Consider the following 16,226-nt stretch of genomic DNA (forward strand, 5'->3'; position numbering starts at 1 on the left):
ACGCGGGCCTCGTCTTTTCGCGAAATGCCTTCGGCCACAAGGCCTGACGCTCTCGCGCAGGCCGGGTCGCACCGGAGGGTCAGCCGACGTAGCGGGAGAGGAAGCGGACCACGTCCGGGGTGACGGTTCGCCAGTACTCGTCGGTGTGCGTGCCCGGGGTGATCAGGCCGACCTCGGGGCGGGCGGTGGCTATGTAGCGGCGGCAGCCGTCGATGAAGCGGTCGCGGTCGCCACACCACACGCCGACCGGGGCCGGGCCCGCCTTGTCGAGGTTGCGCAGCGGGTCGAGTGCCGCCCACTGATCGGCATCGATGAACGCGTTCCGCTTGGCCATTTCGGTCCACGAGGTGAGCAGCCCCGGCGACATGGCGGCAACCGCGTTCAGCGGCCGGCCCTGTTCGAAGCGGCGGCGCGAGTACACCAGCGCGCCGAAGCCGCCCATGGAGGTGCCGGTGCAGGCGAACGGCAGGCCGCCCGGTGCGCCCAGGCGGCGCTGCGCCAGCCAGCCCGGAACCTCGTTGAGCAGCATGGACATTGGATCGTCGCCGGTGCCGTGGTCGTGCCAGTAGTTGTCGCCACCGTCGAGGGCCACGAAACCGAAGGCCGGGGACAGCCGGGTGGCGACGCCGGCGGCCAGCACGTCGGCGATATTGCCGACGGCCGCGGTGCGGGCGGTGCCGTGCAGACCGTGCAGCAGCAGCGACACGGGCAGGTTCTCGGTGGGGACGCCGGGCGGCAGGATGGTAACCAGGTCCACGTCGCGGCGGCGGGCGGCCGAGTAGACCCGTTCCACCCGGACGACGGGGGTGATGCCGGCCGCGGTCTGCCCGATCTCCGCCGGGTCGACCGTCGCATTGCCGCCCGCGCTGACGGCCGCGCAGGCGCCGGCCAGACCGAGCAGGCCGGTGGTCGCGAACAGGGACCGCCGGCTGATTCTCCACGCGGCAGCCCGGCAGCCCTCGACCATCGATCCTCCATCAGCACAACATCAGCTATCTGCCCGATGCCAACCTGGCGGCTGCATCGCGGCAAATCGCCGCAACCATACCGATCGAAAGCAAACTGCGGTGAACATTTGGCAACGTCCTGCCACACACTGCACCAACAACATCGCAGGTCACAGGCCCGGCGCAGGCCGACGCGCGCGCCGGGCCGGGTTTCCGATCAACCCGCGCGGAAGTCCGCGGTCAGCGGCTGTAGACGAGGGCGGTGCCGGTGGCGCGGTCGTGCATGCCGCGGCCGTCGCTGTCGGTGAACAGGGCGGGAATGACGAACAGCAGGATGAGCTGCCGGACCAGTGCGCGAATGAAACCGACCGGCGCCTCGGCGTCAACCCGGCTGACCCGCAGCTTCAGGAAGTACTGGCCGGGCGTGAAGCCGAACAGCGTGACCGCGGCGATTCCCAGCACGAACCACACCAGCAGCGTCGGCGTCGACAGCGCCTGGGTGATGACCTCGAAGTGCGAGGGCGGTTGCTGGCCCTTCGGAATGGTCATCTTCGAGATGATGTGCTCGGCATCGGGCCGCACGATGATCGCGGCCAGGCCCATCGAGATGAACCAGTCGACGAGCAGCGCCAGGACCCGGCGGGTGAAGGGGGCGAGCGCGCCGGGTCCGGACGGCGGCAGGCCGAGTTCCTTGCCCTGGTAGTCACCGGGCGGGTTGTCTCCGGGTTCGGCGTTCGGTCCGGATAGCCAGGAGCCGGTGATGCGAGCCATGGGCCCAGCTTATGCGGCGTCGGCGGGCCGGTTTCGCACCCCTGCCGGTCGGGATGCGAGGACGGAACCATATATGGGTGCGTCCTAGCTGTTCACCCGATTCCGGATGGGCGCGCAATCGCCCGGCATCCGGGATTGCCAGGTGGATGCCCGGCGGTGAGGATTGTCACGATGGCCGGGCCGGAGTTGGCAAGTCCCCTGATTTTTCAGAGTCTTAACAGCCGCTTCGGGCAGGTCGATGGCAGGATGTTCCTGCTGGTCGAGCATTGCTCGGCGACCGCTGCGGCGTCTTCGCGAACCCGGGGGCACCGCCGAACCCCCGGCCAGCAGTGCGTGTAACACTGGCGAAACACAGCCTTGATTACAGGGAAACACCGCGTCCATACCGTGTGGTCGCGACGAACCCATGCAGTCACCACTGGCTGGGAACCGATCCGTAAGGAGTACTAAGTGGCGTTCAGCACGGCCGACGAGGTCATCAAGTACATCAAGGAGGAGGAGCTCGAATACGTCGACGTTCGGTTCACCGACCTCCCCGGTGTGCAGCAGCACTTCTCGATCCCGGCGAAGGCGTTCACCGCTGATCTCGCCGAAGAGGGCCTCGCCTTCGACGGTTCGTCGGTGCGCGGCTTCCAGTCGATCGACGAGTCGGACATGCTGCTGCTGCCCGATTACAGCACTGCTCGGATCGATCCCTTCCGTGCCGCGAAGACGCTCAACATGAACTTCTTCGTGCACGACCCGTTCACCCGCGAGGCCTACTCCCGCGACCCGCGCAACATCGCGCGTAAGGCCGAGGAGTACCTGCGTTCGACCGGCATCGCCGACACCTGCTACTTCGGTGCCGAGGCCGAGTTCTACATCTTCGACTCGATCCGCTACGACTCGGCCATGAACGGCGCCTTCTACGAGATCGACTCGATCTCGGGCTCCTGGAACACCGGCGCCGAGTACAACGCCGACGGCACCCCGAACCGTGGCTACAAGGTCCGCAACAAGGGTGGTTACTTCCCGGTTGCCCCGTACGACCACTACGTCGACCTGCGCGACAAGATCTCGACCAACCTGCAGAACGCGGGCTTCGACCTGGAGCGCGGCCACCACGAGGTCGGCACCGCCGGTCAGGCCGAGATCAACTACCGCTTCAACACCCTGTTGGGCGCCGCTGACGACCTGCAGCTGTTCAAGTACATCGTGAAGAACACCGCGTGGCAGGAGGGTAAGACCGTTACCTTCATGCCGAAGCCGCTCTTCGGCGACAACGGCTCGGGCATGCACGCCCACCAGTCGCTGTGGAAGGACGGCAAGCCGCTGTTCCACGACGAGTCCGGCTACGCGGGCCTGTCGGATCTGGCACGTCACTACATCGGCGGCATCCTGCACCACGCCCCGTCGCTGCTGGCGTTCACCAACCCGACCGTGAACTCCTACCACCGTCTGGTGCCGGGCTACGAGGCCCCCATCAACCTGGTGTACTCGCAGCGCAACCGCTCGGCCGCGATCCGCATCCCGATCACCGGCTCGAACCCGAAGGCCAAGCGCATCGAGTTCCGCGCGCCGGACTCCTCGGGTAACCCGTACCTGGCCTTCGCCGCCATGATGATGGCCGGCCTGGACGGCATCAAGCGCAAGCTGGAGCCGCTCGCCCCGGTCGACAAGGACCTCTACGAGCTCCCGCCGGAGGAGGCCAAGAACATCCCGCAGGCCCCCACCTCGCTGGCGTCGGTCATCGACCGCCTCGAGGAAGACCACGACTACCTCACCGAGGGTGGCGTGTTCACCGAGGACCTGATCGAGACCTGGATCGACATCAAGCGCACCCAGGAAATCGCGCCCGTCAACCTGCGGCCGCACCCGTACGAGTTCGAGCTGTACTTCGACGTGTAAATCGTCGGGTCGCAAGCGATCTCAGGAGCCCCAGCCGCATTGCGGTTGGGGCTCCGCCCTTTTCCGGATGCGCAAGGCAGGGAGACTCGCTTCGTGTTGCGCGAAATTCACTGGTGCGCAAGGGCATTGATGGCGGTCCAGGCGTGATCCCGGTGGGTGGGGCGGGAGGTTCGGTGGGTGGGAGGAACCGTGGGTAGGACTGCGGGGGACGCGTAAGCACCCCTAGCGTCCCGGGCTGTGAAAACCAAACATTTTGCACGACTTCGTGTTTCAGTATTCGCCTTGACTGCTATTGCCACTGCGGTGCTCGGTGTGGGAGGGCTGCCGACGGCCGTGGCCGCGCCGATCATGCGGGCGGATGCCACTCAGATCACGCTGCAGGGGGCGGTGAATGTCCGGGATGTGGGCGGGTATGTCACCTACACCGGGGATCCGACCAGGTCCGGCAAGGTGATTCGGTCCGATGCGCTGAACAAGCTGACCGATGCCGATGTCCAGAAGCTGGGCACGCTGGGCATTCAGAAGGTGATCGACTTCCGCACGCAGGCCGAGGTGCAGGCGCAGGGCGCGGACCGGCTGCCGGCCGGGCTGACCGCGGTGACCCGGCCCATCGACGACGGCGGCATGTACCTGAAGATGGCGCAGGCCATCGGATCCAAGGACCCGGTACAGCAGCAGGCCGCACTCGGGGACGGCAAGGCCGAGCAGATGATGAAGGACGCCTATGTCAGCTTCCTGAGCGCGGATTCGGTGGCCAAGTTCGGTCAGACCATCAAGGACATCGCGGCCGCCAACGGGGCGACGCTCTACCACTGCACGGCGGGCAAGGACCGGACCGGCTGGATGACGTATGTGCTGCTGCGCGCGGTAGGTGTACCGGAGACCATCGCGCGCAAGGACTACCTGCTGTCGAACCAGTACCGTGCCGCGGCCGACGCCGCCCAGCGGGCGCAGCTGAAGGCGGCCGGGATCATGCAGAACCCCGACCTGCTGATCCCGCTGCAGGTGGTGAGTGACGACTACCTGGACACCGCCGTCAACCAGATGAACCAGCAGTACGGCGATTTCGACCACTTCCTCACCAAGGGCCTGGGCCTGGACGCCGGCACCATCCTCCGCCTCCACCACAACCTGGTGGGCTGAGCCCACGACAACCGGGCCCCGTCGCAGCTGCGGCGGGGCTCTGGTCATCCGGAAAGCGGCTCACGGCGAGGTTGCGGCCCGATCCGCGCGAGTAGCAAAAGCCGTCCGATTCGGGTATCGCGCTACCCGTGTCGGTGCGCCCGGTTCGGCGCAGGATCGTAGAGGTCACAACCCTGTACGTCACTCATTTCGGGGGGGATGCACCATGAAGCGTCTCTCGGAACGCCGACGGCTCACTGCCGCGGAGTTCGAGACCTGCGCGGGCGAGTTCGAGCGGAGCGGTCGGTCCAGAGCCGCGACGACGCCACAGCGGACCGGTCGCGGCGTTGTCGCACTGCCGCGCCGGGGACGCGGCGAGCACACACCGGGGCAACTGGCCGGATTCCTGCCGAAGGATATGCCGGTTCATACCCGCCCGCAGACGGAAATCGTTGCACTGCATGCGCATTCGCGCGGACTCACGGGTGAATGCCGACCGCCGTTCGCGTCTTCCGGCGACGGGCGGCACCTGCTGACCGACCACACCTGGCCGTGGATTCTGACCGGGCGGGTCACCAACAGTGACGGCATGGCGGGACCCGGCGTGCTGGTCGGCGCCCGGCTCATGCTGACCGCGCGCCGGCTGCGGCCGAGCCGGAGCATCGCCCGGGGCAGCTGGTGGATGACCTTCTCGCCGCACTTCGACAATGGCGCCGATCCGAACGCGCCGTTCGGTTCGAGCAATGTCAGCGATCTGGCGCACTACAACGCCGAGCGCGACACCGAATACGTTGCCCGGCACGACTTCATGCTGTGCCGGCTGTTCGAGCCCATGGGCCATCAGCTCGGGTTCCTGGGCGCCACCACGTTCGCGGACAACTGGCGCGGGCTCCAGGTCTGGCACAGCATCGGCTACCCGGCCGACGTGGATGACGGGATGCGTCCGGCGGTACAGATCAACCAGAGCGTGGAACACGATCACGAGGACGACAACAGCCGGCACATCGAGACCGAGGCGAGTCTCGATCACGGCGATGCGGGCGGGCTCTTCTTCTCCTGGTTCGACGACGGCCATGTCCGGCTGTGCGGTGTCGTATCGGATGCGGGGATCGCCGACGGCTGTCTCGACCATGCCCTCGCGAGCGGCGACGACATGGTGTCCCTGATCAATTGGGGTCGCGCCACCTGGCCCGAGTGAACCGGAAGAGCCGGGTACGCCCCGACCGCGGGCAGATCACGGGCGGGGCGGCGCGGCGAACGCGGAGAGGTCCAGGGCGGTGGTCTCGGTCCAGCCGGTGGCGCGCAGGTCGTCGGGGGTGGGGACGCCGAGGGCCTCGTGCAGGCCGCGGGCGGCCGAGCGGGCCAGGTCCTCGAACCCGGTGCGGGTGATGGGCCAGTGCATGGTGCGGCGCCAGTTCTCGATTTCGCGCTGGAGGGCGGGCGCGGTCCAGCCCAGCTCGCGCAGGAGGCGTTCGGCCGTCTCGGAAATCGGTTCGGCGAGATAGTAATTGCCGGTGAGTTCGGCGGAGAGTTTGATGTCGAACTGCTGGAATTGCACGTAGCGATTGCCGGTGGCGGCGAGGATGACGGTGGCGCGGGAGGGTAATTTCGCAAGGCAGCCGGCCAGGCCGTGCACAAACACGTCCCAGTCGGTTGTGACAACTTGCAGGGGCTGGCTCCGGGTGCCCATCGCGGCCGATCATACGCCGTCAAAACACGGCGTCGGCGAAAAACCGTGGCGCCCAGTCCGATCAGCGGAAACCGCGGCGGGCGTCGACTGGAGGACCGCCGCGGTTTCCGGGTGATCGGCTTACCGCTGGTGGGGCAGCGGGGCGGGGCCGAGTATGGCGAGGGGTGTGCGGGCCAGCATTCGCTGGTCGCTTTCCCGCGACGGGAGCAGCTGGCGGGCAACGAATTCCCGCACCCGCCGCGACACCGAGTCGAAACCCGGAATCGACGCGGCCGTCGCCGGAGCGGCCATTGCCTTCATTGCACTCCCTCGACGTGTCAGGATGTTCGACAATTCATTCTGCCCATCGAACATCGGTGTGGCCGTTAATCTCTCGTGAATATTTGCTCGCCGATGCGCGGATTTACGATTCCTTGACGGCGGCTCTCAGCCGAGCATTTCGAGATTCAGGTCGCCCAGCAGGTCAGGGTCGGCCAGCATTTCGATGGCCGTGATGCGGCCGTCGACGACGGTGAAATCGAAGACGACGCGCGGGGTGCCGCCGGTCGACCACACCAGGCCGGCGAGGCCGTCGACGAGGGCCGGGCGGGCGCCCTTCGCGCGGCCCGCGAAGGTGGTCGCGACCGCCTGTGCGCCACGGACTTCGGGGTCGGCGCCCATGGTGACGCCGATGGCGTCGGCGCGCACCACCACGTCGGGGTCGAGCAGTTCCAGCAGGGCGGCGAAGTCGCCGCCGCGGGAGGCGGTCAGGAAGGCACTGACCACTTCCTGCTGGCGTTCGCGGTCGACGGCGATCTCGTCGACGCCGCGCACGCGGCGGCGGCCGCGGCTGGCGAGTTGCCGGGCGGCGGCGGGGGTCTTGCCGAGAATGGGGGCGATGTCCTCGAACGGGACGGCGAACATGTCGTGCAGGACGAAGGCCAGCCGCTCGGTGGGGGTCAGGGTGTCGAGCACCACCAGCAGGGCGGCGCCGATCGAATCGCCCAGCAGCGCTTCCTGTTCCGGGCCGAAGGTGGCTTCCGGCGCGTCGTAGTCCGCGAGCGCGTCCTCGCGCCGGGTGCCACGCGACTGGAGCATGTTCAGGCAGACGCGGGAGACGACGGTGGTGAGCCAGCCGGCCAGATTGTCGATCCCGTCGGCCTCGGAGCGGCTCAGCCGCAGCCAGGCTTCCTGGACAGCATCCTCGGCTTCGGCGGAGGAGCCCAGCATGCGCTGTGCGAGCGCCTGCAGCCGGCCGCGCTGCAGTTCGAATTCCCGTGCCACCAGGTCCAGTTCGTCACGCTCGTTGCCCATTGCCGAAGTCTCCTCGATCACGACCGGTCGGTCCATCCGAACCGTGCGGGCGCGTCCGGGAAATCGGGGCCCGCACCTCCATGACCGAGCAACCGGGCCGAATGTGACAGCGTCGATGAAACACCAGTTCAGAGGGGCAAGACCCGGTTCGTCATCCCCCTCGGCCACGATCCGATCATGGACGCCACCCACCACGTCGGCTATAACGGCAATGGCCGGAACGTCGGCCTCGACCCGCACGGCATGGCCGCCGAATCGCCACGGTGGAAGGAGCAGACGATCGTGTCCTCGGAACTCCCCGACAGCCCCGATCATTTCGAGGTGCGACCGGTGGGCCGGGTCCGCTCCCCGCTCACCGACCGCGCCGGCGCACCGCGCCAAGCCGACGAGGACGCCCCACCCGCCGATATCGTCCTCGCCCCCGAATTCGCCGCGGCCGCAGCCGATCTGCGCCCGGGTATGCGTGTCATCCTGCTCACCTGGCTGCACGCCGGCAGCCGCGATGTCCTCACCGTCCATCCCCGTGGCGACCGCACCCGCCCGCCCACCGGCGTCTTCGCCACCCGCTCCCCCGACCGCCCCAACCCGATCGGCCTGCACGAGGTCACCATCACCACTGTGTCCCCCGAGGTCCTCGGCGTCGCCGGCCTGGAAGCGATCGACGGCACCCCGATCCTCGACATCAAGCCGGTCCTGGGCGGCGTCGAAACCCGCTGACCGGCCCGGCTCGGGCGGGCGGCCGCGGGCCCGGCGTAGGTTGAGGGTCATGGCGGCACCCAGGCATCCGATCCCGGCGGTCGGCACGCAACGGCTGGCCGCGGCGTGTAAGGCCGAGGTGCCCGCGTTGACCAAGCAGCTGATCGCGGCCATATTCACCGACAATCCGGGGTGGACGGACTATACGGCGGTGCCGCGGGCGGACCTGCGGGACGGGTGCCGGCGATATCTGACGCGGATCCTGGATCTGCTGGGCGGGCAGCCACCGGATCCGGACGGGGACGATGTGGCCGCGGCCATCGGGCGGCGGCGGGCCGAGCAGGGCGTGCCGCTGGAGGCCATGCTGCGGACCTTCCGGCTGGGCGGCCAGATCGTTTGGGAAGCGTTGCTGGACAAGGCCGATGACATCGGTTCGGCGGAGACCCGGCAGGTCGGTTCGGCGATGTGGGCGGTGGTCGACGGCATGTCGTCGGCGCTGGTCACCTCGTACCGGAACACCGAACTCGACCGAGTACGCAGCGACGAGCGGCGCAGGCATTCGCTGATCGAGGATCTGCTGGCGGGGCGGGCGCACGACGCCACCTTCGCCGCGCGGGCGGGGCGTGAGCTGAATCTGCCCGCGAACGGGGCGTATCTGGTGGTGGTGGCGCGCGGTGAGGGCGGGCCGCGGCTGCACATGGGGGCGGAGGCGGCGCTGGGGGTGTCGGGGGTGCGGTCGGTGTGGCACGAGCGGGTGGATTCGACGGTCGGGCTGGTGTCGCTGGAGCATCGGGACAGTTCGGTTGTGCTGCAACAGCTTCGGCCGTTGATCCGGAGCCGGGCGGGCGTCTCCCCCGCGGTCGCCGGGCTGGCGGGCATCGATACCGCGCACGGGTTGGCGGTGCTGGCGCTGGACACCGTGCCCGGCGACTCGGCCGGGCTGCTGGTCTCGCTGGACGAGCGTTATCCGGAGGCGCTGCTGCTGCGCTCCCCCGATCTGACCGATCTCCTGGTCGCCCGGACCCTCGGTCCGGTGCTGGAATTGCCGCCGAAAGAACGCGACATCCTGCTGCGGACTTTGGCCGTCTGGCTGGCCGAGAACTGCTCGGCGGCCAATGCCGCACCCAAATTGCACTGCCATCGGAACACGGTCATCAACCGGCTGCAGCGCATCACCACGCTGCTCGGCCGACCCCTGGAAGGCCAGCGCGCCTACCTGGAACTTTCCCTCGCGCTGGCCGCTCTGGAACTGCCCGGTACCGCCCGCGGCTGAGCCGCCGAAAGCACGCTACTCACGGGTACAAATTGTGCTCTGCGCCCAGTCACGCACTGACATATATGGGCTTCGAGTGCATTGATTGTGCAAATGAGGACCGACAGACTCGTTCGCAATGACTCGCATCACAACCGATGGCGGGTCGAGTTATCGAGAACGAGGAGCACCACGAGTGCCGGAATTCGATCTTCTGGTGATCGGTGGCGGTCCCGGCGGGTACGTCGCCGCCATCCGCGCCGCTCAGCGAGGCCTCACCGTCGGCCTGGTCGAGAAGGAACGCCCGGGCGGCGTCTGCCTGAACTGGGGCTGCATCCCGACCAAGGCGATGCTGCGCTCGGCGGAGGTCTTCCACACCATCGCGCACGCCGCCGAATTCGGCATCTACGCCGATAACCTGCGTTTCGACTACGCCGCGGTGCGGCAGCGCAAGGACGGGATCGTCAAGGAACTGACCGACGGCGTCGCGGGCCTGCTCAACGCCAACGGCGTGACCGTCATCGAGGGCCACGCCCGCTTCACGAGCACGACCACGGTCGAGGTCGTCGAGGCCGGTCCGTCGCCGATCTTCGAGGGCGGCCCGCGCTACGCCGCCGCCCCGACCGCCAACGCCGTGCGCACCGTCAGCGCCGAGGACGTCATCGTCGCGACCGGTTCGGTCCCGGCCGTACTGCCGATCCCGGGCGCTGACCTGCCCGGTGTGATCACCTCCGACGGCGCGTTCGGTCTCACCGAGGTGCCGAAGCGGCTGGTCGTCATCGGCGGCAGCGCGGTGGGCGCGGAGTGGGCCAACCTGTTCCACGAGTTCGGCACCGATGTCACCGTGGTGGAGATGCAGGATCGCCTGGTTCCGTTGGAGGACAAGGAGATCGGCGTCGCGCTGGTCCGCTCGTTCACCAAGCGCGGCATCAAGGTCCTGACCGGCGCGACCGTCACCGCCATCGCCGAGGGCGGCACGGGCCTGACCGTCACGGTCGGCGGCGCGAAGCCGCAGGAGCTGCCCGCGGACGTGGTGCTGGTCGGCGTCGGCCGCCGCCCCAATACCGCAGGGCTGGGCCTGGAGATCGCCGGAATCGCCACCGACGCACGGGGTTTCATCCCGGTCGACGAGCACCTGCGCACCGGTGTCGAGCACGTCTACGCCATCGGCGATGTCACCGGTAAGGCGCTGCTCGCGCACGTGGCCTCGCATCAGGGCCTGGTCGCCGCCGACACCATCGCCGGTCACGCCGCCCACATCGACTACAACGTGATCCCGGCCGCCACCTTCACGCATCCGGAGATCGCGAGCGTCGGCCTCACCGAGGACGCCGCCAAGGCCGCGGGCCACGACATCGTGACCGCCAAGTTCCCGTTCGCGGCGCTGGGCCGGGCCAAGTCCTTCGGCGATCAGGAGGGTTTCCTGAAGATCGTCGCGGGCAAGCAGCACGGCGAAGTGCTGGGTGTGCACATCATCGGCCCGTCGGCCAGTGACCTGATCACCGAAGGGGCCCTGGCGATCTCGCTGGAGGCGACCCTCGACGAGCTGGCCGAGACCATTCACGCCCACCCCACCCTCGGCGAGATCGGTATGGAGGCCGCCCTGGTCGGGCTGGGCCTGCCGATTCACGTCGCGCCGCCCCGGAAGCGTTGAGGAGTTCCGTCATGACCACGACCACTTCAGCGGAGCTGATCAAGACCACCGCCGCGCCGCGCAAGCCGGCGCGCAAGGCCACCCGCCCGGCCGACCAGACTGCGGACGTAGCCGTATCCGGCACCGAAACCCTGCTCGGCGGAGCCGATTTCGGGGGCACCGACGCCGCGACCCTGCGCGAGCTGTACACCGACATGCTGTTCATCCGCCGCTTCGAGGAGCGGACCGCACAGGCGTACCAGCAGGCCAAGATCGGCGGCTACTGCCACCTCAACCTCGGTGAGGAAGCCACCGTCGTCGGCGTCGGAAAGGCCATGCGCCCCACCGACTATCTGTTCACCAACTACCGCGAGCACGGCTATGCGCTGGCCAAGGGCATCGAGCCCGGCCGCGTCATGGCCGAGCTGTACGGCCGCTCCACCGGCACCTCCAAGGGCTGGGGCGGGTCGATGCACATGTACGACACCGAGACCCGCCTGCTCGGCGGTTACGCCATTGTCGGCGGCCAGGTTCCGCTCGCCATAGGCGCGGCGCTGGCCATCGACTACCGCGGCGGCGACGACGTCGTGGTGTGCCAGATGGGTGAGGGCACCACCAATATCGGCGCCTTCCACGAGTCGCTGAACATCGCGGCGCTGTGGAACCTGCCCGTCGTGTTCCTGGTCATCAACAACCAGACCGGCATGGGCACCACCGTCGAGAAGTCCTCCGCCGAACCGGATCTGTGGAAGCGGGCATCGTCCTACCGCATGCGCGGTGAGCGCGTGGACGGCACCGATGTGCTGGCCGTGCGCGAGGTCGCGAGCGATCTCATCGAGACCGCCCGCCGCGAGGGCAAGCCCGCACTGCTCGAGGCCGTCTCCTACCGGCTCAAGGGCCACTCGGTCGTCGACCCGGCCAAGTACCGCACCGAGGACGCCGTCTCCACCGCCGTCGAGCACGACCCGATCGTGCTGTGGCACAACCGTCTTCTCGAAGCGGGCGTGCTGAGTGAGGACTCCGCCGCCGCCATCGAGGCCGACGTCAAGGAACGCGTGCGCGCCGCGGTCGATTTCGCCGATCAGTCCCCGCACCCGGACCCGGCCACCCTGTTCGATTACAACTACGCGACCCCGGTCGCGGGCGATTCCCGTCGCCTGCCCGGCGATCCGCTCTTCGCTGTGCCCGATGCGGCGTCCGCGGGGCCCTCCGTGGTTACGCAAGCTGCCGCCTCCGGGCCCGTCGCTACCGCCTGAAAAGGACATCACCGTGGCTGTCATGACCTACCGTGAAGCGCTGCGCGAGACCCTCCGCGAGGAGATGCGGCGCGACGACGACGTCTTCCTCATCGGGGAGGAGATCGGCGTCTTCGAGGGCTCCTACAAGATCACCGCCGGCCTGCTGGCCGAGTTCGGCGAGAAGCGGGTACGCGACACCCCGATCGCCGAAGAGGGTTTCGTCGGCGCGGCCATCGGCGCCGCCATGCTGGGCCTGCGCCCGGTCGTCGAGATCATGACGATCAACTTCTCGCTGCTGGCGCTGGACCAGATCGTCAATCACGCCGCCAAGATCTACGGCATGTTCGGCGGGCAGACGTCGGTGCCGATGGTCATCCGCACCCCCGGTGGCGGCGGCCAGCAGCTCGGCGCGACGCACTCGCAGAACATCGAGCTGTACTACGCGTTCGTGCCGGGCCTGAAGGTGGTCGCTCCGAGCACGCCCGCCGATGCGAAGGCGCTGCTCAAGGCCGCCATCGACGACGACGATCCGGTGCTGTTCCTGGAGAACCTCTCGCTCTACAACACCAAGGGCGAGGTGCCGGACGATCTGCCGCCCGCCCAGATCGGCAAGGCCGCGGTCACCCGCGAGGGCACCGACATCACGCTCATCGGCTACTCGCGCATGGCCAACGTCTGCACCCAGGTCGCCGAAAAACTTGCCGCCGAGGGCATCTCGGCGGAGGTCGTCGACCTGCGCAGCCTGCGGCCGCTGGACCGCGACACCATCGTCGCCTCGGTCAAGAAGACCGGTTGCGCCGTCATCGGCGAGGACGACTGGCTGACCTACGGCATCGGCGCGGAGGTCGCGGCCACCATCTCCGACGGCGCGTTCGACTACCTCGACGCCCCCGTGCGCCGGGTGGCCATGGCCGAGGTGCCGCTGCCCTACGCCAAGCCCCTGGAGAAGCTGGCGCTCCCGTCGCCGGACTCCCTGTACAGGGCCGCCCTCGAAACCCTTGCCGCCGTGGGCAAGCGACGCTGAGAACCGGAAGGAATCATGCCTGAAGTAACCATGCCCCGGCTCTCCGACACCATGGAGGAGGGCATCGTCTCGGCCTGGCTCAAGCAGGTCGGCGACCAGGTCAAGGCCGGCGAGGTCCTCGCCGAGATCGAGACCGACAAGGCGCTGATGGAGCTCGAGGCCTACGAGGACGGCGTGCTCGAGCAGATCATCGCCGAGCCCGGCACCACCGTCGCCATCGGCGAGCCGATCGCGATTCTCGGTGACGGCAGCGGGGCGTCCGCTCCGGCCGCTGCACCCGCCCCTGCGGCTCCGGCCGCTGCACCCGCCCCTGCGGCTCCGGCCGCTGCGGCCCCGGCTCCGGCCGCCGCACCCGATACCGCGCAGGCGAATTCGGCTCCCGCCGCCGGAAACGGCAGTGCCCCTGCGGTTCCGGCCGAGTCCGGGGAGCGTAAGAAGTCGTCGCCGCTGGCCCGCAAGGTTGCCAAGGAACTCGGTGTCGATATCGCGGCCGTGACCGGCACCGGCCCCGGCGGCCGCGTTACCAGGCAGGATGTCGAAAACGCGGGCAGCGCAGTCGCTCCGGCCACGCCCGCCGCTGCCGCCCCGGCTCCCGCCGCCCCGGCTCCCGTGATCGCTCCGGCCACCGGCAACTACGAAGAGATCCCGCTGACCACCATCCAGCGCGTCTCGGCCCAGCGTCTCACCGAGTCCAAGCAGCAGGCCCCGCACATCTATCTCACCAGTGCGATCGATGTGACCGAGCTGCTCGCCTTCCGCGCGCAGATCAACAAGACCCTGGAGGAGACCGGCTCCGGCAAGGTCAGTGTGAACGACCTGCTGGTGAAGGCGGTCGCCACCACGCTGCGCCTGGATCCGGCGGTGAACGTCTCCTTCGCGGGCGACAAGCTGTTGCGGCACAACGCGATCAATATCGGTATCGCGGTCGCCACTGAAGCGGGCCTGCTGGTCCCGGTCATCCACGACGCCGACCGCAAGAGCGTGTCCGCCATCGCCGCCGAGGGCCGCGACAAGGCCGCCCGGGCCCGCGACCGCAAACTGCGCGGCGAGGACATGTCCGGTGGCACCTTCACCATCTCGAACCTGGGCATGTTCGGCATCGAGCAGTTCACCGCGGTCATCAACCCGCCGGAGTCCGCGATCCTCGCGGTCGGTGCGGCCCAGGACGAACTGAAGCTGGACGGCGAGAAGGTGGTGGCGCGCAAGATCCTTCGCGCCACGCTGTCGGCCGATCACCGTTCCATCGACGGCGCCGTCGCGGCCCGCTTCCTGCAGCAATTGAAGGAGCTCATCGAGCATCCGCTGCGCATCGTGACCTAGTCACGCCCCGATCGCCGTCCGGTTTTCGATCCAGGATCGGACGACGTCGCCCGCCACCCGGCGCGCGCGGTTACCCATGCCACGCCCCGCGACCGGCAGCCGAACTCACCCGGCGGCGGGTAGTGAACGCCGGATGGCGTGGACCGGTTTTACCCGGCCGGTCCCGCCATCCGGCTTTTCGCGTTCTTGCGCCCGCGTTGGATGGAGAAGCGGGCTGTAGCCGGGCCTGCCGAGCCGCGGGCGGCCGTTCGAGCCCTGCTAACATCGCTGGTCGAGACGCGAATTCGCGCTGAACATGTTGCATCTCAGACGGTCGGAGAGGTGGATTGTGGGCGACGCCCGGACCGAACGATGGGCCGAACATCGGGTCGAGATGCGGCGCACCCTGATCGACGCGGCCATCCGCGTGATCGAGGCCGAGGGAGCGCAGGCCAGCATGCGCGCCATCGCCGCCGAGGCGAAGGTCTCCAAGCCCACCCTCTACCGGTTCTTCGCCGACAAGGCGGATCTGGCGCTCGCCATCGCGGATCGGGCCAAGCAGGACATCGTGCGCGGCCTGGCCGAGGTCCGCCGGCAGCCGGCGGGCAGCGCCGGGGCAATGCTGCACGCCGCGCTCGCCGGATACGCCGCGCTGATCGTGGATCATCCGCAGATCGCGCGGTTCCTGTTCCTCGATGCGGAGAGCCCGGGGGCCAAGTCGCTCGAGAATTGGCAGGCGATCCGGTCCGAGGTCGCCGATCTGGTCATCCTGATCATCGAATCGTCCGGCGCCACAACGACGGTCGACGCATCCCTCTACGCCTCGATGATCGTCGGGGCGGTGGAGGGCGCGGCGAACTGGTGGTCCGCGTCCGCCGAAATGCCCGGCTCAGCCGAGGAATTCGTGGCGGCGGCGGAACCCGTGGTGCGGGCGATCATCGAGCGGGCCGCGACCGCCGCCGGCGTGACGATCGATTTCGACCGGCCACTCACCGCCGCCTCCTGACCTGCGCCGGCAGCGGCCCCGCGGCGCGGTGCGACAATGTCGCCGATTCGATACATCATCGCCTTCGACAGCACGCTCGCCGACGCCCCGCCGACGCAAAGGGCATGGCCCCGCGCGCCTTCCGCCGGCGGCAACCGGCCTAGCGCGCGACACCGGTCGCCCGCAGATACGGCCAGAGTGCCGAGCGCGCATGCCGGAGGAATGGTTCCTCGGCCGTCGTGCCCCGAGTCGAGAGGACGGCACGGATCCTCGCGCGGAAGACGGGTTCGGTCATGCCGAACTCGACCAGGATGTCCTCGGGGGTGGGGCCACCGTACGGCTGCCAGATCAGGGCGAACTCGACGATGGCCCACTCATGACTCCGCACC

The 16,226-nt window shown here is 68.6% G+C and carries 16 protein-coding genes; 10 read left to right on the top strand and 6 right to left on the bottom strand.

Going from position 1 to position 16,226, the window contains the following annotated elements:
• Positions 1-79 precede the first annotated feature (79 nt).
• Together ACQP1O_RS32000 and ACQP1O_RS32005 are read right to left on the bottom strand one after the other, a co-directional pair.
• Positions 80-967 (bottom strand): alpha/beta hydrolase, encoded by an 888-nt coding sequence (locus ACQP1O_RS32000; protein ID WP_433562108.1) that lies wholly within the window; start codon positions 965-967, stop codon positions 80-82.
• A gap of 220 nt (positions 968-1,187) precedes the next feature.
• Positions 1,188-1,718 (bottom strand): RDD family protein, encoded by a 531-nt coding sequence (locus ACQP1O_RS32005; protein ID WP_433562109.1) that lies wholly within the window; start codon positions 1,716-1,718, stop codon positions 1,188-1,190.
• Positions 1,719-2,168: 450 nt separating this feature from the next.
• Between ACQP1O_RS32005 and glnA the strand changes: the two genes are divergently transcribed.
• From glnA to ACQP1O_RS32020, 3 genes are all read left to right on the top strand, one after another.
• A complete protein-coding gene (gene glnA, locus ACQP1O_RS32010; RefSeq protein ID WP_433562110.1) occupies positions 2,169-3,605 on the top strand; it encodes a type I glutamate--ammonia ligase in 1,437 nt (478 codons plus the stop codon).
• A gap of 282 nt (positions 3,606-3,887) precedes the next feature.
• A complete protein-coding gene (locus ACQP1O_RS32015) occupies positions 3,888-4,748 on the top strand; it encodes a tyrosine-protein phosphatase (protein WP_433562111.1) in 861 nt (286 codons plus the stop codon).
• 205 nt (positions 4,749-4,953) lie between these two features.
• Positions 4,954-5,925, top strand: a complete 972-nt coding sequence (locus ACQP1O_RS32020) for a hypothetical protein (protein ID WP_433562112.1) — start codon at positions 4,954-4,956, stop codon at positions 5,923-5,925.
• A gap of 36 nt (positions 5,926-5,961) precedes the next feature.
• Here the strand turns inward: ACQP1O_RS32020 and ACQP1O_RS32025 are convergent, their stop codons facing one another.
• The 3 genes from ACQP1O_RS32025 to ACQP1O_RS32035 form a co-directional block, all read right to left on the bottom strand.
• Entirely contained in the window at positions 5,962-6,417 is a 456-nt protein-coding gene (locus ACQP1O_RS32025; protein WP_433562113.1) for a TY-Chap domain-containing protein, read from the bottom strand.
• A gap of 120 nt (positions 6,418-6,537) precedes the next feature.
• Positions 6,538-6,717, bottom strand: a complete 180-nt coding sequence (locus ACQP1O_RS32030; RefSeq protein ID WP_433562114.1) for a hypothetical protein — start codon at positions 6,715-6,717, stop codon at positions 6,538-6,540.
• Between the two features lie 126 nt (positions 6,718-6,843).
• Entirely contained in the window at positions 6,844-7,710 is an 867-nt protein-coding gene (locus tag ACQP1O_RS32035; RefSeq protein ID WP_433562115.1) for a sigma-70 family RNA polymerase sigma factor, read from the bottom strand.
• Between the two features lie 177 nt (positions 7,711-7,887).
• Between ACQP1O_RS32035 and tsaA the strand changes: the two genes are divergently transcribed.
• The 7 genes from tsaA to ACQP1O_RS32070 all read left to right on the top strand — a co-directional run bounded on the left by tsaA (position 7,888) and on the right by ACQP1O_RS32070 (position 15,858).
• Positions 7,888-8,427, top strand: coding sequence for a tRNA (N6-threonylcarbamoyladenosine(37)-N6)-methyltransferase TrmO (tsaA, locus tag ACQP1O_RS32040; protein ID WP_433562116.1), 540 nt, complete (start codon positions 7,888-7,890; stop codon positions 8,425-8,427).
• A 49-nt stretch (positions 8,428-8,476) separates the two neighbouring features.
• Positions 8,477-9,679: a PucR family transcriptional regulator gene (locus ACQP1O_RS32045; protein ID WP_433562117.1), complete on the top strand. Its 1,203-nt coding sequence runs from the start codon at positions 8,477-8,479 to the stop codon at positions 9,677-9,679.
• A 175-nt stretch (positions 9,680-9,854) separates the two neighbouring features.
• Positions 9,855-11,312, top strand: a complete 1,458-nt coding sequence (gene lpdA / locus ACQP1O_RS32050) for a dihydrolipoyl dehydrogenase (protein ID WP_433562118.1) — start codon at positions 9,855-9,857, stop codon at positions 11,310-11,312.
• 11 nt (positions 11,313-11,323) lie between these two features.
• Positions 11,324-12,547, top strand: a complete 1,224-nt coding sequence (gene pdhA, locus ACQP1O_RS32055) for a pyruvate dehydrogenase (acetyl-transferring) E1 component subunit alpha (protein WP_433562119.1) — start codon at positions 11,324-11,326, stop codon at positions 12,545-12,547.
• A 22-nt stretch (positions 12,548-12,569) separates the two neighbouring features.
• Positions 12,570-13,553 carry an alpha-ketoacid dehydrogenase subunit beta gene (locus tag ACQP1O_RS32060; RefSeq protein WP_433562120.1) on the top strand — a complete coding sequence of 328 codons (984 nt, stop codon included), beginning with the start codon at positions 12,570-12,572 and terminating at the stop codon, positions 13,551-13,553.
• Between the two features lie 15 nt (positions 13,554-13,568).
• A complete protein-coding gene (locus tag ACQP1O_RS32065) occupies positions 13,569-14,873 on the top strand; it encodes a dihydrolipoamide acetyltransferase family protein (RefSeq protein WP_433562121.1) in 1,305 nt (434 codons plus the stop codon).
• A 328-nt stretch (positions 14,874-15,201) separates the two neighbouring features.
• Positions 15,202-15,858: a TetR/AcrR family transcriptional regulator gene (locus ACQP1O_RS32070; protein WP_433562122.1), complete on the top strand. Its 657-nt coding sequence runs from the start codon at positions 15,202-15,204 to the stop codon at positions 15,856-15,858.
• Between the two features lie 139 nt (positions 15,859-15,997).
• On the opposite strand, the gene ACQP1O_RS32075 is transcribed toward ACQP1O_RS32070, so the two are convergent.
• Positions 15,998-16,225, bottom strand: a complete 228-nt coding sequence (locus ACQP1O_RS32075) for a hypothetical protein (protein WP_379399828.1) — start codon at positions 16,223-16,225, stop codon at positions 15,998-16,000.
• Position 16,226 lies beyond the last annotated feature (1 nt).

The sequence above is a fragment of the Nocardia sp. CA-151230 genome, assembly GCF_050942175.1.
Classification (GTDB): Bacteria; Actinomycetota; Actinomycetes; order Mycobacteriales; family Mycobacteriaceae; genus Nocardia.

Bases quoted from the DNA above. Each gene is read 5' to 3' on its own strand.
- pdhA (WP_433562119.1), top strand. From the start codon at position 11,324: ATGACCACGACCACTTCAGCGGAGCTGATCAAGACCACCGCCGCGCCG.
- ACQP1O_RS32000 (WP_433562108.1), bottom strand. From the start codon at position 967: ATGGTCGAGGGCTGCCGGGCTGCCGCGTGGAGAATCAGCCGGCGGTCC.
- ACQP1O_RS32020 (WP_433562112.1), top strand. From the start codon at position 4,954: ATGAAGCGTCTCTCGGAACGCCGACGGCTCACTGCCGCGGAGTTCGAG.
- ACQP1O_RS32035 (WP_433562115.1), bottom strand. From the start codon at position 7,710: ATGGGCAACGAGCGTGACGAACTGGACCTGGTGGCACGGGAATTCGAA.
- ACQP1O_RS32030 (WP_433562114.1), bottom strand. From the start codon at position 6,717: ATGAAGGCAATGGCCGCTCCGGCGACGGCCGCGTCGATTCCGGGTTTC.
- ACQP1O_RS32005 (WP_433562109.1), bottom strand. From the start codon at position 1,718: ATGGCTCGCATCACCGGCTCCTGGCTATCCGGACCGAACGCCGAACCC.
- ACQP1O_RS32065 (WP_433562121.1), top strand. From the start codon at position 13,569: ATGCCTGAAGTAACCATGCCCCGGCTCTCCGACACCATGGAGGAGGGC.
- tsaA (WP_433562116.1), top strand. From the start codon at position 7,888: ATGGACGCCACCCACCACGTCGGCTATAACGGCAATGGCCGGAACGTC.
- ACQP1O_RS32045 (WP_433562117.1), top strand. From the start codon at position 8,477: ATGGCGGCACCCAGGCATCCGATCCCGGCGGTCGGCACGCAACGGCTG.
- ACQP1O_RS32025 (WP_433562113.1), bottom strand. From the start codon at position 6,417: ATGGGCACCCGGAGCCAGCCCCTGCAAGTTGTCACAACCGACTGGGAC.
- ACQP1O_RS32060 (WP_433562120.1), top strand. From the start codon at position 12,570: ATGACCTACCGTGAAGCGCTGCGCGAGACCCTCCGCGAGGAGATGCGG.